Origin of the sequence: Synechococcus sp. R55.3 (genome assembly GCF_047461975.1) — a bacterium.
In the GTDB taxonomy this organism is placed as follows: domain Bacteria; phylum Cyanobacteriota; class Cyanobacteriia; order Thermostichales; family Thermostichaceae; genus Thermostichus.
In genome coordinates this window covers 1-26,268 of record NZ_JANSIG010000039.1, presented here as the reverse complement: position 1 = coordinate 26,268, position 26,268 = coordinate 1, and the positions used below count along the sequence as shown (strand labels likewise).

Below are 26,268 nucleotides of genomic sequence, written 5' to 3'. Positions count from 1 at the left end.
ATACCAAGCAGCCATACTGAACATACTGTACATTATTTTCAGTATAGTCCAGCGTATCATTGACTAGAGTCATGCTCCTGCATCTGCCGGCGGTATTCCCGCCCAAAGGCTTGCAGCAACCCTTCTGCATGGGAAAGAGGCCCTGCTTCATAGGCACGGGATCCCACCCCTTGCTGGGTGAGCTCGCACAGGTGCCAATCCTGTCGATTGGTGCGATCCCACAATTCCACCACCTCGCTGGGATCAAAACCATCCAGCGCCAAGGTCTCCGGCTCAAACAGCCAATCGCAGACAACCCGCGTCCGGTCGGATCCCTGCGGCCACAGGGTGTGGGTCATGACATAGTCCGGCTGCAGGCTCAAGAATAGATTGGGCATAAGGGTGTAGTAGTAGGCTCGCCGTTGGTTTTCTCCGCGCACGGTGGAGATCAGGGGCAAGCTGCGTTGGCCACTCATGTTTAGGCTGGTCACATCTGGATTGAGCAACATGTAGCCGCCCAAAAAGGGGCCTTCCATCAGGTCGTTGCGACCGCTGCGAGCCGGCGAAAGACGGGCCAATTCCGGGTGAATGAGGGGGCAGTGGTAGCACTCAGAGTAGTTTTCAAACAGCAATTTCCAGTTGGCCTGAACGTTGTATTCAATACGATGACCTCGCCGCAAAGCAGACAGGTTCCACTCTCGGAAGCGGCCTTGCAATGGGGCAAAAACCTCGTCGAAGGGCTGAGGATGGCGGCTGAGATTGACCCAGACAAAGCCTTCCCATTCTGCCAAGGCAGCGGAGTGGAGGGGATAATCTTCACGGCGAAAGTCTTCCACCTCGTGCATCTGGGGAGCTGCCAACAATTGCCCGTCCAGCCCATAGCGCCAGGCGTGGTAGGGGCAAAGGATCCCATCGGCAAAATGGCCTTGGGGCTCACTGCAGAGTCGGGTTCCTCGATGGCGACAGTGGTTGAAGAAGGCATGGGCTTGCCCCTTGGGATCCCGTACCAGGATCAGGCTTTCCCTGAGCACCTGCACCTGCAAAAAGTCTCCAGGTTGGGCCAGATCGGCACTGCGCCCCACGCAGAACCACTGCCGATAAAAAATCTGCTCAATCTCCGCCTCAAAGCGGCTGGAAGAAACATAGTAGTGGCCAGGCAGGGTGCGGGCGCCGGGTTGAACCGTAGCGGGATAGAAAGCGGTCATAGCGCGGGGCAGCAAAGCAAGATGGGAAAAACTGCCGTTGAACTCCAAAGGCTTTGCTATCCAAGCTAACGCAGGGATCCCATCCGGCATCTATTCCAAGCAGATCCAAGGCATTTTTAAGGCATTTTTGAAGCATTCCCCCCAAGCACGCTGTGCTGCTCGCGCAAATACCCCAGTCTCCTACCCACAAGGGGAGAGGGGGGCATAAGAACTCCGTCCTGCTGACGCAAATGGCTTATTCCCGCTAGGGGGACGTAGCGCTATAGCCCAAGTCGCGCAGAAGGTGCTCAGAGCGCCGCCAGTGGGGCCGCACCTTGACAAACAGCTCCAGGTACACCTTGCCCAGGATCAGCTTTTGAATCTGCAGGCGGGCTGCCTGGCCGATCTGCTTGAGCCTTTCCCCCCCTTTGCCGATGAGGATCCCCTTTTGGGAGTCCCGCTCCACATAGAGGGTGGCCAGGATGCGGGTGACGTTGGGGGTTTCTTCCACCTGGTCGATGGTCACGGCCACCGAATGGGGCACTTCCTCGCGGGTCTGCAGCAGCACCTGTTCTCGGATCAGCTCCGCCATGATGAACCGCTCCGGCTGATCCGTCACCAAATCCGGTGGGTAGTAGTAGGGGCCGGTGGGCAGCAGGTCGATGGTGGCCTGGATCAGAGGCGTCAAACGGCTGGGATCCAGGGCAGACACCCAAACCACGGGCGCGCCGGGGCGTAGGGCTTGGTAGCTCTCCTGGTGAGCTTGGCGCACGGCAACATCCCGAGGCAGCAGATCCGCTTTGTTGCAGACGATCAGGCAGGGGGAAGCGGCAGGGATCCGCTCGGCAATAAAAGCATCCCCCCGTCCTGCCGGCACCGATCCATCCACCACGAAGAGGATCACATCCACAGCGGCAATGGCTGCCTGGGCGTTGTGTACCAAAATTTCCCCCAGGCGGTGGTGGGGCTTGTGAATGCCAGGGGTATCCACCCAGATGATCTGGGCTTCCGGCAGAGAGAGGATCCCCTGTAGGCGGTTGCGGGTGGTCTGGGCCACGGGAGAAGTGATGGCGACCTTTTGTCCCACCAGGGCATTGAGCAGGGTGGATTTGCCCACATTGGGCCGCCCGATCAGCGCTGCAAATCCCGACTTAAACCCCGGCGGGGCAACCGGGATGGCAGACAGTTCCCCGCCCCCGCTGCTGATAGGATCGGGCACCGATTCCGCTTGTGCTTCAGAAGCCGAGGACTCCGTCCGAGCGGCGTGAACGGATCTTTGTCCTTCAGGGGAGGGATCCCTACCGTCTGGAGGAGAGTGGGAAGATCCGACGCTTTGCTCTTGTAGCTCTTCTTCTGCCATAGCCTTCAGTAAACCACCCGCACTCATGCTGACATATAGAGAGCGAGCTTTCGGTAGCCCTGTAGTTGGCAAGCCAATCACGTTCGCGAAGCAAGCCGTAGGCTTAGCCTCTGGGCTGGTTTACAGCAGCCCCCAAAAGTGCAATCATATTTGCCCCATTCAAGTCCGCATCCCCTTCCCATCCACAATGCTCACACTTAAACTTCTTCCCACTGCGATAGGATCGCGCAGGGTCGGGATGTAATGTGCAGACACCGGTGGCAGCTCTGCGAGGTATGAGCAGGCGGAACAAGGATCAGAGAAACCCCTGCACGCAGAGCCTTGTACTCTAGAAACTGTCTCAGTTCTCCTTGCCAGACAGCTGTTGCAGCAGTTCTCTGCATCTGCGCCGCGAACTGCGTGTGCCCTTACTGGCTTTGCGTTGGAGTACCGCCCTCAACCGGGAGTAGTGGTCTCGGACTCTGTTCAACTGCTGTCCATTCCAGTTGCCCCCCTCTGACGTATGGGCAATATCCGTCCTTCCCAAATCCACCCCCAGCACCTGAGCGGTGTTCTGCTGTTCTGGTGGCTTTGCTTCCACGCAAATCTGGATGGAGTAGGAACCTTTGCGCTTGACCAGAGTGGCAGATTTGGGATTGGAGCCCGCCAACTGTTCTCTCTGGTAATGACCGATTGCCAGCTCAAAGCGTTCTCGACCCTCCACCGTGGTCAGCGACACCGTCCAGTCTTTCTCGCGGAACGAAAAGATACGAGCATCATAGGTAGCAAAGCCACCCTTGAACGCTTTGACCGGGCGGTTTTTCTGTTGTGCCACCTTGCGGGCAGACGCTGTCTGTCTGCATACCTGTTGAGCCAAATTACTGGACAAGCCGAACCGGGCACGGATTTGGTGGTAGCCCAGAGATTGAAGTTTGACGGCGTTGGCGACCTTCTCGGGTTTGTTTTGGTTGACCCAGTTCAAGGCTTGGCCGAAGGCATCCAAGGTCGCGTCCAACTTTGCGGCTTGCGACTCAGACACCTTGAGCTTGCAGGAAATGGTCAGGACTTGGGTCATAGTTAGGTTATATTATTATATTATGACTCATTATGACTCCGAATTCCTCCCGGTCCTTGCACTGTAGGCAGAGGGGAGGGCTCCTGTGCCTTCTAGCTGACAATTGGGAAATGGTAAAGAAAAAGTCTTTGCGAGATCCTGCAGGTTTCATTCGCGTCAGCGGTGGGGAGCACTTTTGTAGTTGATGGAAAAGTTGACTTGGCTGAATCTGGGTAAACGCCTTGACCATCCTCTCAAGGGGGGTTGGCCGCGCTGGCTCAGCAGTTGGACGCTGCTGACCTTGGCATTGACGGGCTTACTTTTGATTCCCACTCTGACGGTGCTGCTCAGCCTTTTTGCCGACGAGCGGCAGGTTTGGGAACACTTGGCCGACACCGTCTTGGGGCTCTATGTGCGCAATAGCCTGGTGATGATGGCAGGGGTGGCGGTGGGGGTCATCCTGGTGGGCAGTGGCACCGCCTGGCTGGTGACCATGTGTCAGTTTTGGGGGCGGGCCTGGCTGGAGTGGATGTTGGTGCTGCCCCTGGCGGCCCCCACCTATGTGTTGGCCTACGCCTACACCGATTTTTTGCAGGTAACCGGCGGTTTCCAGATCTGGCTGCGGCGGGTAACAGGTTGGGGGATCGGCGACTACTGGTTCCCCAACATTCGCTCGTTGTGGGGGGCAATCCTGCTGCTGATCCTCACCCTCTATCCCTATGTTTATCTCTCGGCCCGGTTGGCCTTTCAGGAACAGTCGGTAGCCTGTTTGGAGGTGAGTCGCTCCCTGGGTTATGGGCCTTGGGCCAGCTTTCGTAAAGTGGCGTTGCCGTTAGCTCGACCGGGCATTGTGGCCGGCTGTCTGCTGGCCTTGATGGAGACCCTCAACGATTTCGGTACGGTCAGCTATTTCGGGGTGGACACCTTCACCACAGGCATCTACCGCACTTGGACGGCTCTGGGCAATCCGGTGGCGGCGGCTCAGCTTTCCGCTCTGCTGTTGCTGCTGGTGCTGCTGCTGATGGCGGTGGAGCAATTCTCCCGCCGACGGGCGCGCTACTATCGCCAAGGGTTCAAACCCACCTCAACCCGTTACCGCCTACAGGGGATCCGGGCGGTGGGGGCCTGGCTGGCCTGTGGGATCCCAATTGGGCTGGGCTTCGTCGTTCCGGCCTTGATTCTGCTCAATATGACCCTGCGCCAGGGGGAGCTGGGTCGCCGCTTTTGGAGCTACGCCCAGAACAGCTTTCTGCTATCGACCATCACGGCTGTCATTGCCGTTTCCGTGTCGGTGGTGGTGCTGTACGGGCTGCGGCTGCAGGGGGGATCCCCGTGGGGCCTGCGGCTGGCGGTGCAGTTGTCTTCTCTGGGCTACGCGCTGCCGGGAGTGGTGATCGCGGTGGGGGTTCTGATTCCCCTAGGGTGGTTGGATCAACTGCTGAGCTACCTGCGGCAGGTGGTGCTGCAACAGCCACCCGGCCTGGTGATCGGCGGTACCCTCACGGCTTTGGTGTTCGGCTATCTGGTGCGGTTTTTGGCCGTTTCTTTGGCCACCGTTGAGGCCACGCTGCTGCGCATTCCCCCCAGTTTGGATGAGGCAGCCCGCAGCCTGGGGCAGGGATCCCTGGGTACCCTCTGGCGGGTGCATTTGCCCTTGATGAGCGGTGGCATCTTGGGGGCCATGCTGCTGGTATTTGTGGATGTGATGAAGGAGCTGCCGGCCACGATGGTGCTGCGGCCCTTCAACTTCGACACCTTGGCGGTGCAGACCTACCGTTTGGCAGCCGATGAGCGTCTGGCGGAAGCAGGGGCACCGGCCTTGGCCATTGTCTTGGTGGGGATCTTGCCGGTGATTCTGCTCAACTCCCAGATGGCGCGACAACGCAACCTCGGCTCCTCAGGGGATCCCCTCTGAGAAGTCTACAGGGCTTCTGCTCCGGCCACCACCTCCAGGATCTCCTGAGTAATGGCCGCCTGGCGAGCTTTGTTGTAGGCAAGACCCAGCGTGCGGATAAGCTCGCTGGCATTGTCGCTGGCGTTGTTCATGGCCGTCATGCGAGCTGCCAATTCGCTGGCCGCCGCCTCCTGCAAGGCCCGTAGCAACTGGTTGTTCAGGTACAGCGGCAGCAGTGCATCCAAAATCTGCACGGGATCCTGCTCAAAGATCATGTCCTGAGGTGGGGCCGAGACCGCTGCGATGACTTTGCTGCGCTCGACAGTAAACTCTCCGCCCCGCACCAAAAGACGAAAAATTTCATCGTCTTGAGTGGCCAACCGCGACGGATCGAGGGGCAACAGGGATTGCACCACCGGACGGGAGCTGATCAAAGAGACAAAGCGGGTATAGAGCAGCTCTACCTTGTCCACCTTCTCCGACAAGAAGGCCGAGAGGAGCTGATCCCCAATCTGGGCAGCCTCAGCCGCCGTGGGGATCTGAGACAAATTCACGTAGGTCTTGGCGATGGGAGCGGAGCGCCGCTGAAAATACTGCACCGCCTTGCGGCCCACCAGGTAAAGCTGCACCTGCTGTCCCGTCTCCTGCAGTTCGCGGACGCGCTCTTCGGTGCGCTTGATCACATTGGCGTTGTAGGCTCCGCACAGGCCCCGATCCCCGGCCACCACCAACAGCCCTACCGTCTGAATGGGGCGCTGCTTCAGCAGAGGCAAGTTGACATCTTCCAGCCGCAGCCGAGTTTGCAGCCGATAGAAAACCTGGGCCAGTCGGTCGGCAAAGGGACGGGTGGCCATCACTTGCTCTTGGGCGCGGCGCACTCGGGCTGCTGCCACCAGCCGCATGGCCTCGGTGATTTTGCGGGTGTTTTTCACCGCCTTGATGCGATCGCGGATGCGCTTGAGGTTTGCCATAACCTACTCCCTCTATTTTGGTGGTCGACAGGGATCCGGGCCAGGAGAGATCCGCGTCAGGCTAGGCTGCCTTGGCCACGAAGCTCTGCTTAAACTCTGTGATGGCCGTTTTCAGGATTTCTTCTGCCTCGTCGGTGAGCTGCTTGGTGGAGAGGACGATCTCGCCGTACTTGGGATGGGTGGTGCCCAGGTAAGCCAAAAGGCCCTGCTTGAAGCTGGAGACCTTCTCCACCGGAATGTCATCCAAATAGCCTCGTGTTCCCGCATAGATAATGGCCACCTGCTGATCCAGAGACAGGGGAGAGTATTGCGGCTGTTTCAGCAACTCCTGCAGCCGTTGGCCGCGGGCCAACTGCTTTTGGGTGGCCTCATCCAGGTCAGAGGCAAATTGGGCAAAGGCTTCCAGATCCCGAAATTGGGCCAGTTCCACCTTGATGGAGCCAGCCACCTTTTTCATCGCCTTGGTCTGAGCCGCAGAGCCGACGCGGCTGACGGAAATCCCGACGTTGATGGCCGGGCGGATGCCGGCATTAAACAGATCCGATTCCAAGAAGATCTGCCCATCGGTGATGGAGATAACATTGGTGGGAATGTAGGCCGACACGTCATTGGCCTGGGTTTCCACGATCGGCAGTGCCGTCATGGATCCCTCTCCCAGTTGGCTGCTCAGCTTGGCGGCTCGCTCCAATAGCCGCGAGTGCAGGTAGAACACATCCCCAGGATAAGCTTCCCGACCGGGTGGACGGCGCAGCAGCAGCGACATTTGCCGATAGGCCACCGCCTGCTTGGAGAGATCGTCATAGACCACCAGGGTGTGTTTGCCCTGGTACATGAAGTATTCAGCAATGGTGGCGCCACAGTAGGGGGCCAGCCACTGCAACGGGGCCGGGCTATCGGCGCCGGCAGCCACCACAATGCTGTAGTCCATAGCCCCTCGCTCGGTCAGGATGCCCACCACCTGGGCGATGGTGCTCTGCTTCTGACCAATGGCCACGTAAATGCAGATCACATCCTGCCCTTTTTGGTTCAGGATTGTGTCCACAGCAACGGTGGTCTTGCCGGTTTGGCGGTCGCCGATGATCAGTTCCCGCTGCCCCCGCCCGATGGGGATCAGGGCATCGATGGCGGTAATGCCGGTTTGCAGGGGCTCGTACACAGAGCGGCGATCGACAATGCCAGGTGCCGGAGATTCGATCAGGCGAGACTCCGTACACTGGATCGGGCCTTTGCCGTCGAGGGGGTTGCACAGGGGATCCACCACGCGGCCCAAGAGGGCTTCCCCCACCGGGATGCTGGCAATCTTGCCCGTAGATTTGACGGTGGATCCCTCTTGGATATTCCGCCCGGAGCCGATCAGCACGGCACCGATGTTGTCTTCTTCCAGGTTGAGGGCAATACCGGTGGTGCCATCCTCAAATTCCAGCAGCTCGCTGGCCATCACCTTATCCAAACCGTAGATGCGGGCAATGCCATCCCCCACCTGCAGAACTGTCCCCACATTGGAGACCTGCATCTCCTGGTTGTACTGCTCAATCTGCTGTTTGATGATGGTGCTAATCTCGTCTGGGCGAATGGTAGGCATAGCAGTCCTCTCAAGTAATGGGAAGGGATCCTCAAAAACCAACTTAGGCCAACTGCAAGGCAAGCCGGCGCAACTGTCCACGCAAGCTGAGGTCGATCACCTGGGATCCAATCTTGATGACCACCCCTCCCAGCAGCTCCGGATCCTGAGTGGCTTGCAACTCCACACCGCTGGCCTGGGTGAAGTCCATCACCCGCTCGCGAATTGACTGCTGCTGAGCTTCCGTCAAGGGTATCGCCGTCGTCACTTCGGCCAGGACAATGTTCTGGAGCTTCCGTTGCAGATCCAAAAAGCGCTGGCAGACGGCCCCGAGAAACATGATACGGCGGCGGTCGGTCAACAACTGCAGAGCATTGAGCAGCAGAGGGTGGATCTGCTCGGCAAATACTTGCTGCAGCAGGTTCTTTTTGGCCTCGGCCTTGATCACCGGGTTGGCGAGAAACTGGCCCAGCTCCGGCGTAGCCCGCAAAACCTCGGCAATAAAGCGCATATCGGCGGCAAAAGTGTCCAGCAATCCCTGGCCTGACCCAAGAGCAATGAGAGCCTCGGCATAGGGATCCACCACCTTCTCAGCCATTGTGCTGCTGATCATACCTTTCTCCTCCTTGAGAGTTAGCGGGCAATCATTTGGATCCCTTTCTCGATCAGGCTGCGGTGGGTCTCTTCGTTGAGGTGCTGCGGCAGCTCCTGCTCCACCTTGCTCAAGGCTTGGCGAACGATCTGCCGACGCAACTCCTGAAAAACCCGCTCCTGCTCGCTAGACAACTCTTTCTCGGCATTGGCCCGCAGCCGCTCAACTTCCCGCTCCGCCTGCTCCAACAACTCTTGCCGACGGGCTTCGGCGTTGGCTTCCGCCTGCTTGCGGATACGTTCAGCCTCCTGCTGAGCCTGGGCCAGCTTTTGCTGCTGATCCGCCAGCTTCTCGATGGCTTCCTGTTTGCGCTGCTCCGCCTGCCGCAGTTCTTCTAGGATCCCCTCCCGCCGCTTGGCCAGGGCTTCTCCCACCACTTTGCGACCCAAGATAAACAGCAAGGTGAGAATGATCGCGATGTTGATCAGGTTGCTCTCGAGAATCTTGGCCAAGAGATCCCCCTCTCCTGCCTTGGCTTCTGGGAGTAGCTCCGTGGTCTCGGCCACAGCCAAGATCCAACCGGCCACCCAACTCCACACAGGCATCGCAAGCTCCTCCAAAAGTACTTCCAACCAGCGATCTAACGAGCACTGCCCAACAGTTTCTGGGTAATCTGGGCGGCAATGGCATCCACCTGCTGCTGCAGCTGTTCGAGGGCTGCCTGCTTCTCTTGCTCGACCTGTAGCCGCGCCGCCTCCAGCTTCTGCTGGATCTCTGCCTGCACAGCAGCCAGTTTCTCGGAACGAATGCGAGCAGCTGCAGCCTCTGCCTCAGCGATCACCTGCTGGGCTTGCAAGCGGGCCTGGCTGATCTCAGACTCATACTGTCGGGTCAACGACACCGCCTTGTCCAACCGCTCTTGGGCTTCCGCTTGAGTGGTGCGGATGTAGTCGCTGCGGCTGTCGATAGCCCGCGTAACCGGCTCATAGAAGAGGGAGTTGAGCACTGCCACCAACAGCAAAAACTGAATGGCAATCAGGGGCAGGGTGGCATCCAGATCGAAAAGACCACCTTTTTCAGCCGCTTCAACAGCCAATAGAGTTTGGAAGAGCATGGGTGTTATGACCCCAACAGAAACTTAGGTCTACCGTCAGGCCGGGTTGGGGGGCGGATATGGCTCACCTCGGCCATCGCTGCGGCCCGCCCCCGTAGGACACTAGGCGAAGGGGTTGGCAAACAAGAGCACCAAAGCCACCACCAAGCCGTAGATGGTCAGAGCTTCCATGAAGGCCAGGCTAACCAGCAGGTTGCCGCGGATCTTGTCTTCCGCCTCCGGTTGGCGGGCCACCCCTTCCATCGCAGCAGCAGCGGCGTTCCCCTGTCCGATCCCAGGACCCAGGGATCCCAGACCAATGGCCAGAGCAGCAGCCAGAACAGAAGCAGCAGAGGTTAACGGATCCATAGTGAGATGCTCCTTGGTGATTGACACAACAACAACGTCTCTTGAGCTTCAGAGGTGATCGGGTCTGATACACTACAGCCTCAAATCACTCCCTTGTCGGCGGCTTTCAGAACCAATCTGTCAGCCCCAACAAACCTTACCAAAAGAAGGGATCCCTTGCGCTGACCCATTTGAGATGATCCTCCCGAAAAGGTTCAAGATGGATCGACCGACCAGCGGGATCAATCGTGGTGATCCCCTCCTCCATGACCTTCCAGCGCCTCTCCAATGTAAGCTGCCGAGAGGGTTGAGAAGATCAAAGCCTGAATTGCCCCCGTAAACAGAAACAAAATCATCACCGGCACTGGGATAAACAGAGGCACCAGCAACACCAACACCGCTATCACCAGCTCTTCGGCCAGGATGTTGCCGAACAGACGGAAACTCAGGGAGAGGGGCTTGGTGAAATCTTCCAAAACATTGATGGGCAGCAGAATCGGGGTAGGCTCAATGTATTTTTTGAAGTAAGACAGCCCCCGCTTGCTGATGCCGGCTACGAAATACATGATGCTGGTAAGCAGCGCCAAGCCAGCAGTGGTGTTGATGTCGTTGGTGGGAGAGGCCAGCTCCCCTTCCGGCAGAGGAATCAGCTTCCACGGGAAGAGGTTGCCCATCCAGTTGGAGACAAAGATAAACAGGAACAAGGTGCCGACATAGGGTACCCAGGGCCGGAAGTTTTTCTCGCCAATCTGGGCTCGGGCAATGCTTTGCACAAATTCCAGGGCATACTCGACAAAGTTTTGCAGGCCAGCCGGCTCCCGCTGCAGTTGACGGGTGCCCAAAATGACCACCGTCAAGATCAGGGCAATGGCGATCCAGCTGGCGATCAAAACCTGCCCGTGAACCGTGAATTTGCCCAGGTGCCAGTAAAGGTGATGGCCGACCTCGAGTTCTGCCAAAAGAGGAGGAGAGGAGAAGGACAGGTTCATGGGCATCACACAGAAGAAGATGAACGGGTCAAGGTCTGGACAAGATGAATGAGCAGGGTGACCTTGTAGGTCATGAACCCCAGGAAAATGGGCAATATCTGTAAAGACTTCACCTGAGTGGCTAAAACGATCAGCCCGACAAACAGAGCCAAACGCGTCACCCCCAAACGGTTGCGGCTTTTGCCCAGCTCCGCTACGCCGCGGCCCAGCATGCGCAGATAAACCACGCCAACAACCGCCCCCAGCAAGTAGTTGGCAGCTACCCCCAGAGAGTAAACCAGGGCCACTCCCACGGCAATGGCCAGACTTACCCCCAAGGTAACCAGCACCAGCCACAGCTGCAGCGCTTCATAGCTCCCGCTGCCAGCAACTGCTGCCCCCCTAGCTCCACCCTTCACCTTCCTCGCCAAATCGGGCTTCCCCAGGGCAAGGGGTGGCTCTGACGCAACTGGATCCCCTGTCTCTTCCTCCCGCTTCGGAGAAGGAGGTGCATTCTCCAAGGGAGGCAGTGGTCTGGGCTTCCACTGGGTCGCCTTCCAACGGGTAGAACTGTGAGAGAGGAGTCTGGAAGAACGGGCCATGGTTTCGAGGTCATGCCTCTCAAGGTTTGACCTTAACCCAAGATAACACGATTAAGTAACAATACTTAATGAGATTAAGTTGGGCCAAGGTCTGAAGGAGACTCCGCTGGTCGCTCAGACAGGCAGCTGGCCTTCCGAACGACAGGGATACTCCTCTGAGGAGCTAGCTAAGAATCTACCACTTTCGGGGATCGGTAGCGGCAAAATGGAAAACTTTCTGAAAGCTGTCTGGTGTAAAGTTTTGCTGGGGATGGTCAGCAGGCGTTAACATTCCGTAACTCTCTGTGTCCCGTCCTGGATCCCCCAGGTTTCATATACTAAGGGGCAGGAGTGGCAGAGGGTGGGGATGACTCCCCAGAGTTGGCTGGTGGATGCAATCTGGCTGGACTACCGCTTGGCAGTGGCGCTGACGGTGGTGATGCCATTGCTGCTGCTGATTTGGGCTTTTGCGGTGGGGTTGCGGCCCTTGATTCAGCTCTTGATCGTTTACTGGCGGGTATCGAGCCTCTTGGCGGTGACGGTGTACCTGATGATTGGGGGCCTGCCCGTCAGCTTTCTCAGCGGGGCGATGGCACGACTCCTGATCTTGATCTGTCTTTGGTTTTGGCGGGATTGGAGTGCTGCTCTCGAGCAGTCGAGAACCTGGGCGGCGCGGATCTTTCGGCTCTGGCGGTGGAGCTTGACCGGCTACATGGGGGCCGGGATCCTCTTTTCGGGGGCCTTTGTGCCCTGTGCTTTCCGCACTTCTCTGCCAGAGGAGTGCCGGGCTTGGTTTGGGCCACCGCTGGGGTTTCGGGAAATCTTCCATCCCCAGGTGCCGCCGGAGCTGTTGGGAAGTGTGGGGGCCTGGGGGCTGGTGGCCTACTTGCTTTACAGCGTCTATTTCGTCTGGCGGCTGCGGCCTGGAACTGATAAGGGGGAACAAGAAGCATGAAGGCCCTGCCTTGGCCCTTGGCCTTGGAGCGCTACAGCCAAGACCACCCGCAGGAGGTGCTCCGGGTTGAGGTGGAAAGCGAGGGAGAAATGGACTTGGTTCTTATCTACCGAGGCTACAGCAGCTCTTTGAGGCGAGCTACCCCCAGCGACCCCGAGGCGGCGGTGATCCTCCCTCAGGCTCGCTTCCTGCAGTTGGAGCGCTTGGCTGCCCCCTATCACCCCGAGCGCTCACGGGTTCTGGCCGTCTATCGCACCTGGGGAGAGCTGACGGCATGGCTGGCTCAAGAAGGGATCCCGGTGGCGGAGTAAGGGATCCCTGGCACCTACCGCCCCACAGGACTGGGTTGCCGCTGGAGAATGGTATATTCTGCCGGCTGCAAAAGCGAGCGTCCTGTCATTTCGGGAGGTTGAGGCAGGCCCAAGATCTCCAGGAGGGTGGGGGCCACGTCGGCCAAAGTGCCGTCGGAGCGGAACTTGACATCGCCGCCACAGCCGGGGATTTTACGCCTTTCCCCCTCCACCAAAATGCAGGGAACGGGGTTGGTGGTGTGGGCCGTCCAGGGGTTGCCGTTCTCATCCCACATCAGCTCGGCATTGCCGTGATCCGCCAGGATCAAAGTGGTGCCTCCTGCATCCACCACTGCCGCCAGCAACCTGCCCAAACAGCGATCTACCGTCTCCAAAGCGCGGATGGTGGCTTCGTAGTTGCCGGTGTGGCCCACCATGTCGGGATTGGCATAGTTGAGCACCACCAGGCTGTATTCGCGGCGGGCGATGGCCTCTATCGCTTTGTCGGTCACTTCCACTGCCGACATCTCTGGCACCTGGTCGTAGGTGGTCACCAGCGGGCTTTGCACCAGGATGCGATCCTCACCGGGGAAGGGCTGCTCAATGCCGCCGTTGAAGAAGTAGGTGACATGGGCGTATTTTTCCGTCTCAGCAATGCGCAATTGCTTGAGGCCGGCCTCGCTCACCACTTGGCCCAGCAGGTGATTCAGGTTCTGGGGCTTGAACAGCACCTGCACCGGCAGATCCGCCTCGTACTGAGTCATGGTGATGAAGGTGAGATCCGGCAGCAAGGGGCGCTGAAAACCCGAAAAGTCTGGGCAGACAAAGGCTTGGGTAAGTTGGCGGGCGCGATCTGGGCGGAAGTTGAAGAAAAGCACCGCATCTCCCGGCTGCACAGCCCCCGGAGCCAGGCGGGTGGGCGGGATGAACTCGTCTGTGAGATCCTGGGCATAGAAAGCTTCCATCACCTCCGCGGCGCTTTGTCCACGGCCAGGGCCGTCTTGGGTCATGATCTCGTAGGCCTTTTGGGTGCGCTCCCAACGGCGATCCCGATCCATGGCGTAGTAGCGTCCGCTCAGGGTGGCGATGACGCCATTGCCCAGCCATTGCAGCTCTTTTTCCAGGGCGGCCAGAACCCTGGCACCATCGCGGGGCAAGGTGTCGCGGCCATCGGTGATGGCGTGGACATAGGCCGGAATCTCAGCCTGGGCCGCCAGCTTGAGCAACCCATAGAGATGGTCGATGTGGGAGTGAACCCCCCCCTCGGAGCAAAGGCCAACGAAGTGAAAACGGCCCCCTCGCTCTCTGAGCTGGCGACAAACTTGCATCAACAAGGGATCCTGGAAAAGGGATCCTGTCTCTATCGCGTCGCTGATGCGCACCAATTCCTGCGGCACCACCCGCCCTGCCCCCAAGGTCAGGTGCCCGACTTCAGAGTTGCCCATCTGTCCTGCCGGCAGGCCCACGGCCCGACCCGAAGCTTGCAGCAGGGTGTGGGGATAGGCAGCCCAAAGGCTATCCAGGACAGGGGTTTCCGCAGCCAGCACCGCGTTGCCATCGAGAGCATCCCGATAACCCCAGCCATCCAGGATCACCAAAACCACAGGTGCTACCGATTGCGAATCCATGAAATGGCCTCTCGTTTTATTTAAGACATAATACCAGCCCAGGCAACACGATACCGGATCTTACATTTACGCTCAAGATTTCAATATTTCAATCTTCTTTTGAGAGGATAAGGAGGTGCCTATAGAGGCAGGATGGAGTCTTTAGCGCCAACTCCTATGGACAACTGTGCCGCGGTCAAGAGGATTTCTGCGGATGGAATTGCAGATGGGATCCTCAAGGGCTGGGCTGCAACCGTTTGCGCAGAGACTCCGAGCGCCGCTTAGCAATGGCATTTCGGGGATCCAACTTCAGGGCAGTTTCGTAAGCTTCCAGGCTTGGGCCATAGAGATTTTTCTTCTCATAGGCATGGGCCAGATTGTTCCAAGCAGTTACATAACCGGGATCCGCAGCCACGGCATCCTTGTAGTAGCGGATGGCCAAGTCGTACTGCCCCTGGCTGAAGTAGGCAAAACCGAGGGCGTTGCAGACGGGGGGAATGTTCTCCCCAGCCACTTCTAGGGCTTTTTTGAGCTGGGCAACCGCCTGGTCGTAGAGGCCTTTTTGCAAATAGACGCTGCCCAACTCGTAGTGCTCCTGCGGGGATCCCTTGCCTTTGCTCAGGCGGGGCTGCAGCTCACGGATGACCTTTTCCTGGGCCCGTACCCGCAGCACCTCCCGCAGGACAAAGAAGCCCGCCACGCCGAGGATACTGGCCAGAGCCACCAAATACAGGAGGGGAACGTTAACGCCCATTTTGCTTGATCCACTTGCCTGTGACTGGCCTCGCTGGCGTCACGCCTGCAGGTGAGCCTCGATAAACCAAAGATCTTTGTCAATCTGGCGCGAGATCTCGGTGAACAGGTCTGCTGTGTCGGCATCCCCCAGTTCGGTGGTGCGGTCAATGTTGCGGCGGACGGAAGCTGCATATTGAGCGTAACGGGCTGCCAAAGCCTGCAGGTGATCCCGACCCTCTTCAGCGGCCAGATCGTACTCCGGCAAGGTGGAGGTTTGGGCAACGATGCGAGCGGTGCCGCGGGCAATGCCCCCCAGCGCCGTAACCCGTTCCGCCAGCATGTCCACGTAGTTTTCCAGGGTGCTGGCAAAAGTGTCGAACATCTCGTGCAAGGCGATGAAGTGCATGCCTTTAACGTTCCAGTGGGCCTGTTTCACCTGCGTCTTCAGATCCAACGTGTCTGCCAAGGACTGGTTGAGCAGCTCCACCAGTTGCGCGCGAGCCTCTGCTGGCAAATCGATCTGGGTGGGGTAGAGACGGGTTTTCTCGGCGGTAACCATGGCCAACCTCCTAACTGTGTTTCCATTATCGGGGATCCGCTTCGGCTTCCCAACTGAGCCCATAGTAACACAAACTCAAAATGAGTATGAGTTAGGGGGCTACTTACCGATGCAGAAGCGGCTGAAGATCTGATCCAGCACCGATTCCGAGATCTCCTCGCCGGTGATCTGGCCAAGGGCATGTAGGGCGCCCCGTAGGTCGATGCTCCAAAAGTCCAGGGGGAGCTGAGCTTGGATGGCCTGCCCCACCTGTTCCAGGCTGGCTTGGGCTTGTCGGAGGGCAGCGGCCTGCCGCTGGTTCAGGCTTATCTCCAGATTGGGCTGGGGACGTCCCTGGGTGACAAGCTGCTCCAGGGCTTCTTCCAGCTCCGGGATCCCTTTCCCTTGGGCGGCAACCGTGGGGACGCGGTGGGCAATCTCGGGGGGGAGAGGGATCCCCTCTGGCGGGGCGAGGTCGGTTTTGTTGATCACCAGGATGAGGGGGCGATGGCGGATCGACTCGTAGATGGCGGCGTCGGCAGCCGTCCAGCCCGCTTGGGCGTCGATGACCAGTACCAGCACATCGGCAGCCTGGGCTAGGCGTTGGGAGCGCTCCACCCCCAGCCGTTCCACCGGATCTTCGGTGGCGCGGATGCCGGCAGTGTCCAGCAGTTGAACGGGGATCCCTTTTACCACCAGGTGGGATTCCACCACGTCGCGGGTGGTGCCGGGCAGATCGGTGACGATGGCCCGATCCTGTCCTGACCAAGCATTGAGCAGGCTGGACTTGCCCACATTGGGCCTCCCGACAATGGCCACCTTCACCCCGGTGCGCAGCAGTTGTCCCCGTTCTGCCGTGGCCAGCAGGGCTTGCATCTGGGCTTGAATAGCTTGGAGCCGGGCCTGCCAAGCGGCAACGTCCAAGGGGGGCAGATCCTCTTCAAAGTCGATGCGAGCCTCAATTTCTGCCAATAAACCCAGCAGCTCCTGGCGCAGGGCGCGAATGGATCCCCCTAGCTTGCCCTGTAAGCCCGCCAAGGCCATCCGGGCTGCCTGAGGGGAGCGGGCCGCCACCAGATCGGCCACACTCTCGGCCTGGGTGAGGTCAATGCGGCCATTCAGAAAAGCGCGCAGGCTAAACTCCCCCGGCTGGGCCAACCGCGCCCCCTGCCGCAGGCATTGTTGCAACGTGGCCTGAACCACCATGATGCCACCGTGGCAATGCAGCTCTGCCACATCTTCGCGGGTGTAGGAGCGGGGGGCTTGCATCCAAACGGCCAGCGCTTCGTCTAGAATTTGGCCTTTCTCATCGTGGATCCAGCCGTAGAGGAGCCGATGGCTCTCCCAGACTGCGTTGCGGCGGGCAGGGGTGAAGATGGCTTGGACAATGGAAAGGGATCGTGACCCGGAAAGGCGCACAATCCCCACACTGCCCTGTTCAGGCACTACCGCAGTGGCAATAGCAGCGATCGTATCGGCCAGTGGGGCAGTCGGATCCATCTTGAATGAAGCCCTGAGGGAGTTCGAGCAGCCGTTGGATTACAGATCGGCATCCACCGATTACCAAAAAACTGGGTTTAAAGCCCTGCCCTTCTAGGACGACTTTTATCTCGTTAGACCTGCGCTAAAGTGTGCCCATGCGCGTTCCAGAAGCCAAGCTCCTCAACGGCACAGCCCAGCAGTACCAAGCCTTGGACGAGGCCATCCGCACTGCCCAGTTTATCCGCAACAAATGCCTGCGCCACTGGATGGATAACCAGGGGGTTGGCAGAGCTGCCCTCTATGCCCTCTGCAAGAACTTGGCCAGAGAGTTCCCCTTCGCCCAGAAGCTTAACTCCTCTGCCCGACAAGCCAGCGCGGAGCGAGCTTGGTCTGCCATCTCCACCTTCTACCGCCGCTGCCAGAACCAGGAAGCCCAAAAAGGCTGTCCCCAGTTCCAGAAACACTGTCGCTCTGTGGAGTACAAAGTCTCCGGCTGGAAGCTGGCAGCAGATAGGATGTCCCTCACCTTCACAGATGGCTTCCAAGCAGGCACCTTTGCTCTGTATTGCAACGGCGAGGTGCGGCAGGACATCCTCACCCTGAAAATCAACCGGTGCGGGTGGTGCGGAGAGCCGATGGCTACTACGCCCAGTTCTGCCTGGACGTGGAGCGTCAGGAGCAGGTGGAGTCCACCGGCCAGGTGGCGGGGCTGGATGTGGGCTTGATGCACTAACAAGGTAGAGTGCCCCAAATTCTTGCGTCGTGCCAAGAGGAGGTTGAAGCGACACCAGCGGAGGTTAAGTCGGAAGTATAGGAAGGGGATCAAACCCCAATCTAAGAACTACCCAAAGCAGAGGAAGCGACTGGGCAAGGTGCATCTCAAAGTCCAGCGCCAGCGCAGAGACTGTGTCATCAAGGTGACCCGGTGCGTGGTACTCGCCTACGGCGACGCGGAGCGCTTTGTCTCACGACATTGTGGCGTATGAGGACTTGCCGGTGCGCAACTTGGTGAGGAACCACCACTTGGCCAAGGCCATTCGCGATGCCAGTTGGAGTTTATTCACCGGATGGCTGGACTATACGGAAAGGTCTTCAACGAATAAAGGCAGCCAGATTTCTTAGGGCTTCGTTGTCCATCCAGGAAGGGGGCACAGGACGTCATTCATAGATAGAATCCGAGCCATCGTAGCTACGGGGATCCCGCTGGTACTTCATCAAGGCTTGAAGGGTATCTCGGGGTGGAGTAGAACCGCGCAAGTCCTTCAAAGAGAGGGAAATGTTGGGAGCCGACAAGGTGGCACCGCCCACATGACAATTCGAGCAGGCGGACTGAAAACGATTTTTGACATCCTTGACATACTCCCCTGCCCAAAGGCAGGAGATTCTGGTTCCTGGCTCTGCGACAGCACTTACCGTGTTGGGCTGCCCCTCTACGACAGCGGTGCTCATCTCCCCAGGCATTCCCCCTTGCGGGGCAGTTCCCTAAACCCAGTTTTCTTGGTAAGGATGAATGCGAGCCGCCACCGGACTGGCCAGCCCCAGCCACAACAAGGCCAGGATCCCGACCTAGGCCTAGAGGCGAGACGGGATCCGACATCTCATAGGCAACTTCCGATCCAGACCTAGAGATAGGCCGATAGGTCGCTGTGGCTTTCGTTCTTGGTACCGCCCCAGCCGGGAACAGTCTTGGCCTGCACCAGAATGTAGCCCGCAATCAGCTTCAGATCCTCGTCGGTGAGGTTGCGCAGACGGGGATACTCACTGGTGAGCTGGGTGTTGGGGTGATACTCCAACAGAGACTCCACCCCGTCATAGGTGACCGGATTCTTGATGTAGTCCACGATTGCCAGCACATTATCCCGTGGGGGAGTTGCCCCCTCCAGATCCGAAAGCTTCAAGCTTACGTCTGGGTTGGGATAGGTCTGACCGCCCACATGGCACTGGGCGCACGCGGTGTTGAATAACTTCTTCCCTTTGGCCAACTGGGCCTCGGTAAAGGTAATGGACTCGGTTGGCGACAGAGCCACCGCAGGAATATCCTTAGCTGCAAACACTGGAGCCAGACCCCAGCCAAACCCAGCCATCAACACAGCCAACAGCAGGACAAGCAACCGACGACGCGCTGGCACAAACACCTTCTGAACAGAAAAAGCTTTGCTAAACATGGTTCTCCGTAGATCAGTCTAGAAAGAGGAGAGGTGGGCTCCACTCCAGCCGCAAACCCGACAACAGGATCAAGAATAGACCATCAAGAGATCATTTGCAGATGGGATCCGAGATGGTTTCCCAATCGGTTCCATTTGCCTTTGGTGTTAAGTTTGATTACGGAGCTGTGGCCTGTTGGGGGTCTGTTGGCCGGGAGCTGACTTGGCCACAGCCCGGTCGAGGTGGGGAGAACTGAGCAGGTAATATAGAGCTTGGCTTGCTTGCCCGGCAACCTCACAGCAGGAGAATACGGCAGACTCCGTTCCAGGTTTTTGCAGGATTGCCCCCATGTCCTCTGTCCGATTCCAGCCGTTGCGGGTGGCTTTCACCTGTGCGGATCCCAGTCAGATCCAAATGCCTGTTGCCAATTTGCTGGCGGCTTTGCCGGCCTCACCGCTTCTGGCCTACACAGATCCGGAAGCAGCAGACTTGCGGGTAGAGCTGTTGCCCGATGCCATTTATCACTTTTACCGTCGGGGGGAAGAGGTGGCTCTGGCGGCCTTCCGGATCCCGGTGAAAAAGCTACAGGCCCTGCCTCGCAAGCTGGTGCGGCTGTTGGAGCACGTGGCCGCTTTCGGCAACCTCTTGAATCTGCAACCTCCCAGCGATGCGCTGAGCAGCATCTTGGAAGTGGAATTTCTCCAACTGGAAACCCCGGCCAGCAGCTCTGCCCCTGCCGAAGTGAGCCCTCTGCCGCGGGATCCCCAGGGACAAGTACAAATCCAAGCGGGCCGCAACCTGGCCATTGCCCTGAGAAACAGAGCCCCCACCCCGGTGCATGTCTATGTCACCGTCTTTGACGAGCGGCGGTACAGCGTGGACTTGGTTTACCCCTATCAACCAGATCTGCCTGCCCGCTTGCGCCCCAATGAGAGCCTGCTGATCGGCTCTGGCCCCCGCTACTTGCTGCAGATGCAACTGCCAGAAGGAACGAACGTAGCGGTGGATCACTTCAAAATCTGGGTCAGCGGCACCAGCATGCAGCCGGGCATTATGGTGATGCCTCCCCTGGGGCAACGGCTGGAGCCCCCCTCCGAGGATCCCTACGGGGCCGGATCCCGTCTAGATCGAGAGGTAAGGCTGGCCGTTCTGGGCAAGGCAGGCAGCACTCCCATGCCGGCTTTTGCCGAGGATCCCTGGTGGTGTATGGAACAAGCCGTCAAGATTGTGGCCTGAGCTGATGCTCTCTGGGACTTTTTCAGACTTTATGGAGATGGCTCTTCAGGATCCCATCAAAGGTAGCCTCAACCTCGTCAACACCGATCACTGACAGATGATAGAGGGAAGAAAGACTACTTCTTATATCCTGGCTAACATCAGTTAAAACCATGAAAGCTTGGCTTCTCTGAAGACCGAGTTCATCAGCGATCCTGGAGTATTTCTGTATTTTATCTTGGTACTCACCTGTCTTCGATTCCACCCAGTAGAATTTATCATTGATATGGAAGAAAAGATCCATCTCAAAATCAGCCCCGTTCGACAAAGTAACTTGGGCATTCGCGATGTAAGAGAAACTGATCTCTCCCGTGTGAGCTGCAGTAAGGCGAATCAGCTTGTCCCTGACATATCTTTCCAGCCAGTTCCCTGCCAGAAAATTCAGCGCCTGAGGCGACCTACTGGGTCTCGCTACCAAAAGGCATCTGGGCGCCTTAAAGTATCTGTACTCTTCCAAAAATGCGATGCCGTGTAACTCCTTAGCAACTTGGCAAGTTGAACTGATTACTTGTGGAGGTTCGTCTCTAAGGTTTAGGGAGAAGGAACTCCCGCTATTCATATTTGATTTAATCGTTCCATAAAATCTTTTAATCGAAGAGTATCGGCTGCCCATAAAGGTAGCTATTTGATCTAGCTTTCCCTCTTTCTCTCCCACAGCTATGCTTTTTATCTTTATGTTTTTTGAGTTTAAGAACGACTCTATCTTTGATATATCAACAGTAGCTGTCCCATCTTTATCTCTTGGCACGTCGTCTATTGGCTCAGGATCTGGTGCTTTATCAATAACCTGAATAGCCTGATCATTCTGGGAGTCCTGATCTGTAGTTTGAAATATCTCTAATCCGTGAGAATTTTGAAGAGCAACCTGTAGTTGCTGATAAGTATATTCGGTTTCTTTCACTAAGTTTTCCAGGATGACTTGCTGATTGTTTAGCTGCTCATCATGTTCAGCTAACTTTACAGATATAGCCTGTAGAAGGTCTCTACTCCAATCTTGTAGCAAGCTTTGACAGTTATCGGCAAGGCGAAATTTAAACTCTTCAAGATTATCTTGGGCAGCCTGTAACTTTTGAGAGATTTTGTCTGCCAATCTTTCGCTCAATTTGATTAGCGCTTTGTTCGCGTCGTTGAGTTCTTGGCTGTGTTGGCTTAGCTGTGAAGATATCTCTCTGATAATCTCTCGTTTCCAGATCTCCAGTTTAGGATTTGCCCCATACTGGCGAGCAACGTAAATACCTGCCGAGAAACCAATAGCTACCCCAATCAATAAAACCAAAACTAAGTCCATCAGATGCTCCTGCCCTTCATTACCGTTACTTTTCTTTCAAGACAACAAGGGATCCCAGCCAGCCTTGCTGAAGAGCCTCTTGAGCAGGAGTCAGCTCAGGCAATACCTCCAACCTATAGACATCAGGCCGAGGGGGATCCAACGGGATCCAAAAGTGTTTCAACTGGTCCGCTTGAAAGACGCTTAAACAGATGATCTGGTGGGGCTGATAGGCTGTCAAGCGTTCTGTCAGGTTGGCGGCGCTCACCTTGAACCCATCCAGGGCCACCAGCTCATCGCCGGCCCAGATGCCTGCTTTTTGCGCCGGGGATCCCATCTCTACTGCGCTGATGCGATTGCCCTCGCCGTTGAAATTGAGGCCCAGGTATGGGATGGGGTTGGGGCGGCTGAAGTGGGCTTTAAGGGTGAGGCCAAAGGGGTGTAGGTAAGTGTTGTAGTCTAGCTCTTCCGTGCCTTCCACATAGGCTGCGAAAAACCGGCCAAGATCGGCACCAGCTGCCCGCTCAAACGCCTCCCGCAAGTCTTGGTCGCTGTAGCCCTTCCCTGACCGACCAAAGCGCTGCCACAGATCCTGCAAAGCTGTATCCAGGGATCCCCGACCGCCGGAAAGGTGGCGAATGTGCAGATCCAGCAGCCAACAGACCAAAGCCCCCTTTAAGTAATAAGAAACCTGGCTGTTGAGGGTGTTTTCGTGGGGGCGGTAGAGTTTGATCCAGGTATCGAAGCTGGACTCCCGCAGCGATTGCACGGCCCGGCCCGGAGTACGCTGCAAGCGGCCAATCTGTTCGGAAAGAATCTTCAAGAAATCGCCGGCACTGAGGATCCCTGCCCTCAACAAGATGACATTTTCGTAGTAGCTGGTCGCTCCCTCACAAAACCACAGGCATTCCAGATAGTTTTCTTGGTTGTAGTCGATCTTTTCCAATGCCAGCGGACGCAGACGCTTGACATTCCAGGCATGAAACAACTCGTGGGCCAGCAAAGACAAAAAGCGCCGATAGGACTCCGGCTGATGCAGCTCCAGCCCAGAGTAAAGAAGGGTGGTGCTGTACTTGTGCTCAAGGCCACCAAATCCTCCCGGCGACAAATGCACAATGAACCAGTAGCGGTCGTAGGGTAGCCCACCGAAAAACGCGGCTGTGGTTTTGACAATCGCCTTAGCATCAGCGACAGCCCGCTCCACATCCAGAGTGCCCACCCCCCAAACCACAAAGTAATGGGGGATCCCTTCCACCTCAAACGATTGCACTCGATGTGGACCCACCTCCACCGGGCTATCCACCAGCTCGTCATAGTCCTCTGCCACAAAAGACTGGCCGGAAGCGGGATCCCCAGAAGAGGAGATCAAAGGCCGCAAACTGGTGGCGATGTGCCAATCCGGCTTGGGGGGGATCACCGTCAAAGTGTAGGGTTCCCGCTCGCGACCGGGCACGTAGAGGAAGAGCGCTGCCCCGTTGAAATAGGCGTGGGTCAAATCCAGATGGTTCGTGCGCACCGTCAGCTCATAGGCATAGACCCGATAGCACACCTTCACAGCAGAAGAACCCGGCGGATCGATTTGCCAGGTATTCTTATCCACCTTCCGCCAGGCCAAAGGGATCCCTTGCTCAGTTGCCGCCTGAAACTCCTGCACATGACGGGCATACTCCCGCACCAAGTAGGATCCCGGCGTCCACACCGGCAGCCGCAGCCGCAAAGGCATCTTTGGCTCCACCTCTCGGAGCAGCAGCTCCACCTCCAGGAGGTGATTGGCCGGATCCGGCATCCGCACCGTGAAATGCTGGCGGCTCAGCCGAGAAGGTTCAGCAACAACAGCCTCCGGGCTCCCCATAGATAGATAGAATGTTCCAACCCACTCCACTCTCTACCGCCAAGGGCCGATGCAACCCCCAGCGACAATGGCTCTTATCCTAACCCCTGCTTTCGGTTGGGGATCCCTTTCTGGGGCAAAAACGAGACTCAAAAATGTAGCACGTGCTACAAAGATGCCTGGGCAGAACCTTCTACTTTAGGGTAAATCTTGGTATCATCATCGATTCTGAAGTCAAGGGGTTGCAACCTAGCCTAATGCTTCTAGATTGATCTTAATAGGTTGATCTTAGGTATAAACTGACCTTAAAAGGTTGATGAGTATGGCGGTGGCCGTAGCGGAAAAATCTCTGATCACAGCCTTCAAGCAATTGGGAGGCCCTCACCATCCTCCGGTTATCGAAACGTTTGAGCGCGGGAAGACCATTTTTTTTCCAGGGGATCCGGCGGAGCGGGTTTACTTTTTGGTGAAGGGAGCCGTTAAGCTCTCGCGGGTCTACGAAATGGGGGAGGAAATCACCGTCGCCCTCCTACGCGAAAACAGCATCTTCGGCGTGCTCTCCTTTATCACAGGACAGCGCTCTGATCGCTTTTATCACTCGGTGGCTTTTACGCCTACTGAGTTGCTCTCTCTGCCGATCGAGCAGGTGGAAAAATCCTTGCAGGAGAACGCCGAACTGGCCATGTTGCTGGTTAAAAGCCTGTCGTCCCGCATTTTGCAAACGGAGATGATGATCGAGACACTGGCTCATCGCGACATGGGATCCCGTCTGGTCAGCTTTTTGTTGATCCTCTGTCGCGATTTCGGAGTGCCTGGCCCAGATGGGGTCACCATCGATCTCAAGCTGTCTCACCAGGCCATTGCCGAGGCCATTGGCTCAACCCGCGTCACCATCACCCGCCTGTTGGGAGAGCTGCGCAAGAAGAAGTACATCTCCATTCACAAGAAGAAGATCACCGTACACGACCCGATGCGGCTGAGCCATCGCTTTGCCTAGAAGGAAGAGGAGAACACCTCCTGAGCAGCACCCTGCCTAGGCAAACCCCGCTCGATGGTTGGTTGAAGCTCTGGCCGGCCTATGTTCAATCTACTGCTGCAGCCTTGAAGAATCTCTGTGCCCGAAGGACAGACTTAAAGTTTTCTGGAAGCTGACCGGATCGCGGGCAAAAACCTACTAGTCTATGGGGGGATCTGGCTTTGGCCAGAGCTATCTAGCCAATTGCTGAGGTGTAACTGTGGAAACAGCCATCGAGTGGATTACCGCCCATGAGATCCTCGACTCGCGAGGGCGTCCCACCTTAGAGGCCCTGGTGGGTCTAGCCAATGGGGCAACGGGCTTGGCGCAGGTTCCCAGCGGTGCTTCGACCGGCACCTTCGAGGCCCACGAGCTGCGGGACGGGGATCCCAAACGCTACGGCGGTAAGGGCGTGCTGAGGGCGGTGGAAAACATCCTTGGCCCCATCCAGTCGGAGCTGCAGGGAGAAGATGCCCTCAACCAAGCCCGTATTGACCAGTTGCTGATCGACCTGGACGGCACCCCCAACAAGTCCCGCCTGGGGGCCAACGCTATTTTGGCAGTTTCTCTGGCGACAGCCAAAGCGGCTGCGGAAGCAGTGGGCTTGCCTCTTTACAAATACCTGGGGGGGCCCTTTGCCAACCTGCTGCCGGTGCCGCTGATGAACGTGCTCAACGGCGGCGCCCACGCCGACAACAACGTCGATATTCAAGAATTTATGCTTGTGCCCATTGGAGCGGCCAGCTTTCGCGAGGCGCTGCGCTACGGGGCTGAGGTGTTTGCGGTACTAAAACAAGTGCTGCAGCAGAAGGGGCTGTCCACCGGTGTGGGGGATGAAGGGGGGTTTGCTCCTGATCTCGACTCCAATGCGGCGGCTTTGGATCTGCTGATGACGGCTATTGAACAGGCAGGCTACAAACCGGGAGCAGATATCGCCTTGGCCTTGGATGTGGCCGCCAACGAGCTGCTGCAGGATGGGCAATATCACTTTGAGGGCAAAGCCCACAGCACGGCTGATATGGTGGCTTACTACCAGCAACTGCTGGCCAACTATCCCATCCTTTCCATTGAAGATGGGCTAGCGGAAGAAGACTGGGCCGGTTGGCAAGCCATGACCGCTCAACTGGGATCCCGGGTACAGCTGGTGGGAGATGACCTGTTTGTAACCAACCTGACCCGCCTGCAAAAGGGTATCGACAGCGCCGCCGCCAACGCCATTTTGATCAAGCCCAACCAAATCGGCACCCTGACGGAGACCGTCTCGGCCATCCAATTGGCAGTTCAAGCCGGCTTTCGCACCATCATCAGCCACCGCTCTGGCGAGACGGAAGACACCACCATTGCCGACTTGGCGGTGGCCACCCGTGCCGGGCAGATCAAAACCGGATCCCTCTGCCGCAGCGAGCGCATTGCCAAGTACAACCAACTGCTGCGCATCGAAGACGAGCTGGGGGAAGCGGCAGTTTATGCCGGTCGGGTGGGCCTGGGTCCTAGGTTGTGTTGATCTTTCATTTGAGCCAAAAGAGAGCACTGACGAGATAGAGAAAACTCAAGAAGTTCCTGG

27 protein-coding genes and 1 pseudogene are annotated in these 26,268 nt (G+C 57.5%); 9 read left to right on the top strand and 19 right to left on the bottom strand.

The features are described 5' to 3' along the window. Nucleotides 1-56: 56 nt before the first annotated feature. The 3 genes and pseudogenes from NW849_RS07825 to NW849_RS07815 form a co-directional block, all read right to left on the bottom strand. Entirely contained in the window at nucleotides 57-1,184 is a 1,128-nt protein-coding gene (locus tag NW849_RS07825) for an aromatic ring-hydroxylating oxygenase subunit alpha (protein ID WP_414357044.1), read from the bottom strand. 244 nt (nucleotides 1,185-1,428) lie between these two features. After that, nucleotides 1,429-2,382 (bottom strand): GTPase Era, encoded by a 954-nt coding sequence (gene era, locus NW849_RS07820; protein WP_414357043.1) that lies wholly within the window; start codon nucleotides 2,380-2,382, stop codon nucleotides 1,429-1,431. A gap of 218 nt (nucleotides 2,383-2,600) precedes the next feature. Beyond that, nucleotides 2,601-3,577, bottom strand: a pseudogene (locus NW849_RS07815) (RNA-guided endonuclease InsQ/TnpB family protein). A 184-nt stretch (nucleotides 3,578-3,761) separates the two neighbouring features. On the opposite strand from NW849_RS07815, the gene NW849_RS07810 reads away from it, so the two are divergent. After that, on the top strand, nucleotides 3,762-5,471 hold the full coding sequence (locus tag NW849_RS07810) for an ABC transporter permease (RefSeq protein ID WP_414357042.1): 1,710 nt from the start codon (nucleotides 3,762-3,764) through the stop codon (nucleotides 5,469-5,471). A gap of 5 nt (nucleotides 5,472-5,476) precedes the next feature. Here the strand turns inward: NW849_RS07810 and NW849_RS07805 are convergent, their stop codons facing one another. The 8 genes from NW849_RS07805 to NW849_RS07770 all read right to left on the bottom strand — a co-directional run bounded on the left by NW849_RS07805 (nucleotide 5,477) and on the right by NW849_RS07770 (nucleotide 11,414). Then, nucleotides 5,477-6,421, bottom strand: a complete 945-nt coding sequence (locus NW849_RS07805) for a F0F1 ATP synthase subunit gamma (protein WP_414330493.1) — start codon at nucleotides 6,419-6,421, stop codon at nucleotides 5,477-5,479. A 61-nt stretch (nucleotides 6,422-6,482) separates the two neighbouring features. Further along, nucleotides 6,483-8,003 carry a F0F1 ATP synthase subunit alpha gene (gene atpA / locus NW849_RS07800; RefSeq protein WP_414357040.1) on the bottom strand — a complete coding sequence of 507 codons (1,521 nt, stop codon included), beginning with the start codon at nucleotides 8,001-8,003 and terminating at the stop codon, nucleotides 6,483-6,485. A 43-nt stretch (nucleotides 8,004-8,046) separates the two neighbouring features. Further along, nucleotides 8,047-8,595: an ATP synthase F1 subunit delta gene (gene atpH, locus NW849_RS07795; RefSeq protein ID WP_414357038.1), complete on the bottom strand. Its 549-nt coding sequence runs from the start codon at nucleotides 8,593-8,595 to the stop codon at nucleotides 8,047-8,049. Between the two features lie 20 nt (nucleotides 8,596-8,615). Continuing rightward, the gene (locus NW849_RS07790) at nucleotides 8,616-9,179 is read right to left on the bottom strand and encodes a F0F1 ATP synthase subunit B (protein WP_414357036.1); all 564 of its coding nucleotides are present in this window, start codon (nucleotides 9,177-9,179) and stop codon (nucleotides 8,616-8,618) included. A 35-nt stretch (nucleotides 9,180-9,214) separates the two neighbouring features. Beyond that, nucleotides 9,215-9,688, bottom strand: coding sequence for a F0F1 ATP synthase subunit B' (locus NW849_RS07785; RefSeq protein WP_414349846.1), 474 nt, complete (start codon nucleotides 9,686-9,688; stop codon nucleotides 9,215-9,217). A 102-nt stretch (nucleotides 9,689-9,790) separates the two neighbouring features. Beyond that, a complete protein-coding gene (gene atpE / locus NW849_RS07780; protein ID WP_235280127.1) occupies nucleotides 9,791-10,036 on the bottom strand; it encodes an ATP synthase F0 subunit C in 246 nt (81 codons plus the stop codon). A gap of 221 nt (nucleotides 10,037-10,257) precedes the next feature. After that, nucleotides 10,258-11,004: a F0F1 ATP synthase subunit A gene (atpB, locus tag NW849_RS07775; RefSeq protein ID WP_414330483.1), complete on the bottom strand. Its 747-nt coding sequence runs from the start codon at nucleotides 11,002-11,004 to the stop codon at nucleotides 10,258-10,260. A 5-nt stretch (nucleotides 11,005-11,009) separates the two neighbouring features. Beyond that, nucleotides 11,010-11,414: a hypothetical protein gene (locus tag NW849_RS07770; protein ID WP_238376806.1), complete on the bottom strand. Its 405-nt coding sequence runs from the start codon at nucleotides 11,412-11,414 to the stop codon at nucleotides 11,010-11,012. Between the two features lie 517 nt (nucleotides 11,415-11,931). Between NW849_RS07770 and NW849_RS07765 the strand changes: the two genes are divergently transcribed. After that, entirely contained in the window at nucleotides 11,932-12,519 is a 588-nt protein-coding gene (locus NW849_RS07765) for a DUF3177 family protein (protein ID WP_414357034.1), read from the top strand. Further along, nucleotides 12,516-12,830: a hypothetical protein gene (locus NW849_RS07760; protein WP_414357032.1), complete on the top strand. Its 315-nt coding sequence runs from the start codon at nucleotides 12,516-12,518 to the stop codon at nucleotides 12,828-12,830. Before NW849_RS07765 ends, NW849_RS07760 begins: the two co-directional genes overlap by 4 nt. 14 nt (nucleotides 12,831-12,844) lie before the next feature. On the opposite strand, the gene gpmI is transcribed toward NW849_RS07760, so the two are convergent. The 4 genes from gpmI to mnmE all read right to left on the bottom strand — a co-directional run bounded on the left by gpmI (nucleotide 12,845) and on the right by mnmE (nucleotide 17,189). Next, entirely contained in the window at nucleotides 12,845-14,437 is a 1,593-nt protein-coding gene (gene gpmI, locus NW849_RS07755; protein WP_414357029.1) for a 2,3-bisphosphoglycerate-independent phosphoglycerate mutase, read from the bottom strand. 214 nt (nucleotides 14,438-14,651) lie between these two features. Next, nucleotides 14,652-15,170, bottom strand: a complete 519-nt coding sequence (locus NW849_RS07750) for a tetratricopeptide repeat protein (RefSeq protein WP_011434229.1) — start codon at nucleotides 15,168-15,170, stop codon at nucleotides 14,652-14,654. Nucleotides 15,171-15,209: 39 nt separating this feature from the next. Next, a complete protein-coding gene (dps, locus tag NW849_RS07745; RefSeq protein WP_414344460.1) occupies nucleotides 15,210-15,710 on the bottom strand; it encodes a DNA starvation/stationary phase protection protein Dps in 501 nt (166 codons plus the stop codon). Between the two features lie 99 nt (nucleotides 15,711-15,809). Then, complete coding sequence (gene mnmE, locus NW849_RS07740; protein ID WP_414357026.1) at nucleotides 15,810-17,189, bottom strand: tRNA uridine-5-carboxymethylaminomethyl(34) synthesis GTPase MnmE; 1,380 nt, start codon at nucleotides 17,187-17,189, stop codon at nucleotides 15,810-15,812. Nucleotides 17,190-17,326: 137 nt separating this feature from the next. Between mnmE and NW849_RS07735 the strand changes: the two genes are divergently transcribed. The 3 genes from NW849_RS07735 to NW849_RS07725 are packed head-to-tail and all read left to right on the top strand — an operon-like array spanning nucleotide 17,327 to nucleotide 18,293. Next, nucleotides 17,327-17,896, top strand: coding sequence for a hypothetical protein (locus tag NW849_RS07735; RefSeq protein ID WP_414357024.1), 570 nt, complete (start codon nucleotides 17,327-17,329; stop codon nucleotides 17,894-17,896). Nucleotides 17,897-17,926: 30 nt separating this feature from the next. Next, a complete protein-coding gene (locus NW849_RS07730; RefSeq protein ID WP_414357022.1) occupies nucleotides 17,927-18,157 on the top strand; it encodes a hypothetical protein in 231 nt (76 codons plus the stop codon). Continuing rightward, nucleotides 18,132-18,293 (top strand): hypothetical protein, encoded by a 162-nt coding sequence (locus NW849_RS07725; RefSeq protein ID WP_414357019.1) that lies wholly within the window; start codon nucleotides 18,132-18,134, stop codon nucleotides 18,291-18,293. The genes NW849_RS07730 and NW849_RS07725 overlap by 26 nt, the downstream gene beginning before the upstream one ends. Nucleotides 18,294-18,329: 36 nt before the next feature. On the opposite strand, the gene NW849_RS07720 is transcribed toward NW849_RS07725, so the two are convergent. Then, a complete protein-coding gene (locus tag NW849_RS07720; RefSeq protein ID WP_414357017.1) occupies nucleotides 18,330-18,620 on the bottom strand; it encodes a hypothetical protein in 291 nt (96 codons plus the stop codon). Nucleotides 18,621-18,793: 173 nt separating this feature from the next. Beyond that, the gene (psbV, locus tag NW849_RS07715) at nucleotides 18,794-19,336 is read right to left on the bottom strand and encodes a photosystem II cytochrome c-550 (RefSeq protein ID WP_414350243.1); all 543 of its coding nucleotides are present in this window, start codon (nucleotides 19,334-19,336) and stop codon (nucleotides 18,794-18,796) included. 328 nt (nucleotides 19,337-19,664) lie between these two features. Here psbV and NW849_RS07710 point away from each other — a divergent pair, with 328 nt between their 5' ends. Further along, nucleotides 19,665-20,552 carry a hypothetical protein gene (locus NW849_RS07710; protein WP_414357015.1) on the top strand — a complete coding sequence of 296 codons (888 nt, stop codon included), beginning with the start codon at nucleotides 19,665-19,667 and terminating at the stop codon, nucleotides 20,550-20,552. 22 nt (nucleotides 20,553-20,574) lie between these two features. On the opposite strand, the gene NW849_RS07705 is transcribed toward NW849_RS07710, so the two are convergent. Then, complete coding sequence (locus tag NW849_RS07705; RefSeq protein WP_414357013.1) at nucleotides 20,575-21,879, bottom strand: hypothetical protein; 1,305 nt, start codon at nucleotides 21,877-21,879, stop codon at nucleotides 20,575-20,577. Between the two features lie 25 nt (nucleotides 21,880-21,904). Then, a complete protein-coding gene (locus NW849_RS07700) occupies nucleotides 21,905-23,710 on the bottom strand; it encodes a M61 family metallopeptidase (RefSeq protein WP_414357011.1) in 1,806 nt (601 codons plus the stop codon). Between the two features lie 301 nt (nucleotides 23,711-24,011). On the opposite strand from NW849_RS07700, the gene ntcA reads away from it, so the two are divergent. Both ntcA and eno read left to right on the top strand, forming a co-directional pair. Continuing rightward, nucleotides 24,012-24,686: a global nitrogen regulator NtcA gene (gene ntcA, locus NW849_RS07695; RefSeq protein WP_011434093.1), complete on the top strand. Its 675-nt coding sequence runs from the start codon at nucleotides 24,012-24,014 to the stop codon at nucleotides 24,684-24,686. Nucleotides 24,687-24,924: 238 nt separating this feature from the next. After that, nucleotides 24,925-26,208, top strand: coding sequence for a phosphopyruvate hydratase (gene eno / locus NW849_RS07690; RefSeq protein ID WP_414357009.1), 1,284 nt, complete (start codon nucleotides 24,925-24,927; stop codon nucleotides 26,206-26,208). Nucleotides 26,209-26,268: the final 60 nt, after the last annotated feature.

What these genes read in the sequence shown, in the direction of transcription:
- NW849_RS07825 (WP_414357044.1), bottom strand. Translation starts at nt 1,184, where the DNA reads ATGACCGCTTTCTATCCCGCTACGGTTCAACCCGGCGCCCGCACCCTG.
- NW849_RS07810 (WP_414357042.1), top strand. Translation starts at nt 3,762, where the DNA reads ATGGAAAAGTTGACTTGGCTGAATCTGGGTAAACGCCTTGACCATCCT.
- NW849_RS07805 (WP_414330493.1), bottom strand. Translation starts at nt 6,421, where the DNA reads ATGGCAAACCTCAAGCGCATCCGCGATCGCATCAAGGCGGTGAAAAAC.
- atpA (WP_414357040.1), bottom strand. Translation starts at nt 8,003, where the DNA reads ATGCCTACCATTCGCCCAGACGAGATTAGCACCATCATCAAACAGCAG.
- atpH (WP_414357038.1), bottom strand. Translation starts at nt 8,595, where the DNA reads ATGATCAGCAGCACAATGGCTGAGAAGGTGGTGGATCCCTATGCCGAG.
- NW849_RS07790 (WP_414357036.1), bottom strand. Translation starts at nt 9,179, where the DNA reads ATGCCTGTGTGGAGTTGGGTGGCCGGTTGGATCTTGGCTGTGGCCGAG.
- NW849_RS07785 (WP_414349846.1), bottom strand. Translation starts at nt 9,688, where the DNA reads ATGCTCTTCCAAACTCTATTGGCTGTTGAAGCGGCTGAAAAAGGTGGT.
- atpE (WP_235280127.1), bottom strand. Translation starts at nt 10,036, where the DNA reads ATGGATCCGTTAACCTCTGCTGCTTCTGTTCTGGCTGCTGCTCTGGCC.
- atpB (WP_414330483.1), bottom strand. Translation starts at nt 11,004, where the DNA reads ATGAACCTGTCCTTCTCCTCTCCTCCTCTTTTGGCAGAACTCGAGGTC.
- NW849_RS07765 (WP_414357034.1), top strand. Translation starts at nt 11,932, where the DNA reads ATGACTCCCCAGAGTTGGCTGGTGGATGCAATCTGGCTGGACTACCGC.
- NW849_RS07760 (WP_414357032.1), top strand. Translation starts at nt 12,516, where the DNA reads ATGAAGGCCCTGCCTTGGCCCTTGGCCTTGGAGCGCTACAGCCAAGAC.
- gpmI (WP_414357029.1), bottom strand. Translation starts at nt 14,437, where the DNA reads ATGGATTCGCAATCGGTAGCACCTGTGGTTTTGGTGATCCTGGATGGC.
- NW849_RS07750 (WP_011434229.1), bottom strand. Translation starts at nt 15,170, where the DNA reads ATGGGCGTTAACGTTCCCCTCCTGTATTTGGTGGCTCTGGCCAGTATC.
- dps (WP_414344460.1), bottom strand. Translation starts at nt 15,710, where the DNA reads ATGGTTACCGCCGAGAAAACCCGTCTCTACCCCACCCAGATCGATTTG.
- mnmE (WP_414357026.1), bottom strand. Translation starts at nt 17,189, where the DNA reads ATGGATCCGACTGCCCCACTGGCCGATACGATCGCTGCTATTGCCACT.
- NW849_RS07735 (WP_414357024.1), top strand. Translation starts at nt 17,327, where the DNA reads ATGCGCGTTCCAGAAGCCAAGCTCCTCAACGGCACAGCCCAGCAGTAC.
- NW849_RS07720 (WP_414357017.1), bottom strand. Translation starts at nt 18,620, where the DNA reads ATGAGCACCGCTGTCGTAGAGGGGCAGCCCAACACGGTAAGTGCTGTC.
- psbV (WP_414350243.1), bottom strand. Translation starts at nt 19,336, where the DNA reads ATGTTTAGCAAAGCTTTTTCTGTTCAGAAGGTGTTTGTGCCAGCGCGT.
- NW849_RS07710 (WP_414357015.1), top strand. Translation starts at nt 19,665, where the DNA reads ATGTCCTCTGTCCGATTCCAGCCGTTGCGGGTGGCTTTCACCTGTGCG.
- NW849_RS07705 (WP_414357013.1), bottom strand. Translation starts at nt 21,879, where the DNA reads ATGGACTTAGTTTTGGTTTTATTGATTGGGGTAGCTATTGGTTTCTCG.
- NW849_RS07700 (WP_414357011.1), bottom strand. Translation starts at nt 23,710, where the DNA reads ATGGGGAGCCCGGAGGCTGTTGTTGCTGAACCTTCTCGGCTGAGCCGC.
- ntcA (WP_011434093.1), top strand. Translation starts at nt 24,012, where the DNA reads ATGGCGGTGGCCGTAGCGGAAAAATCTCTGATCACAGCCTTCAAGCAA.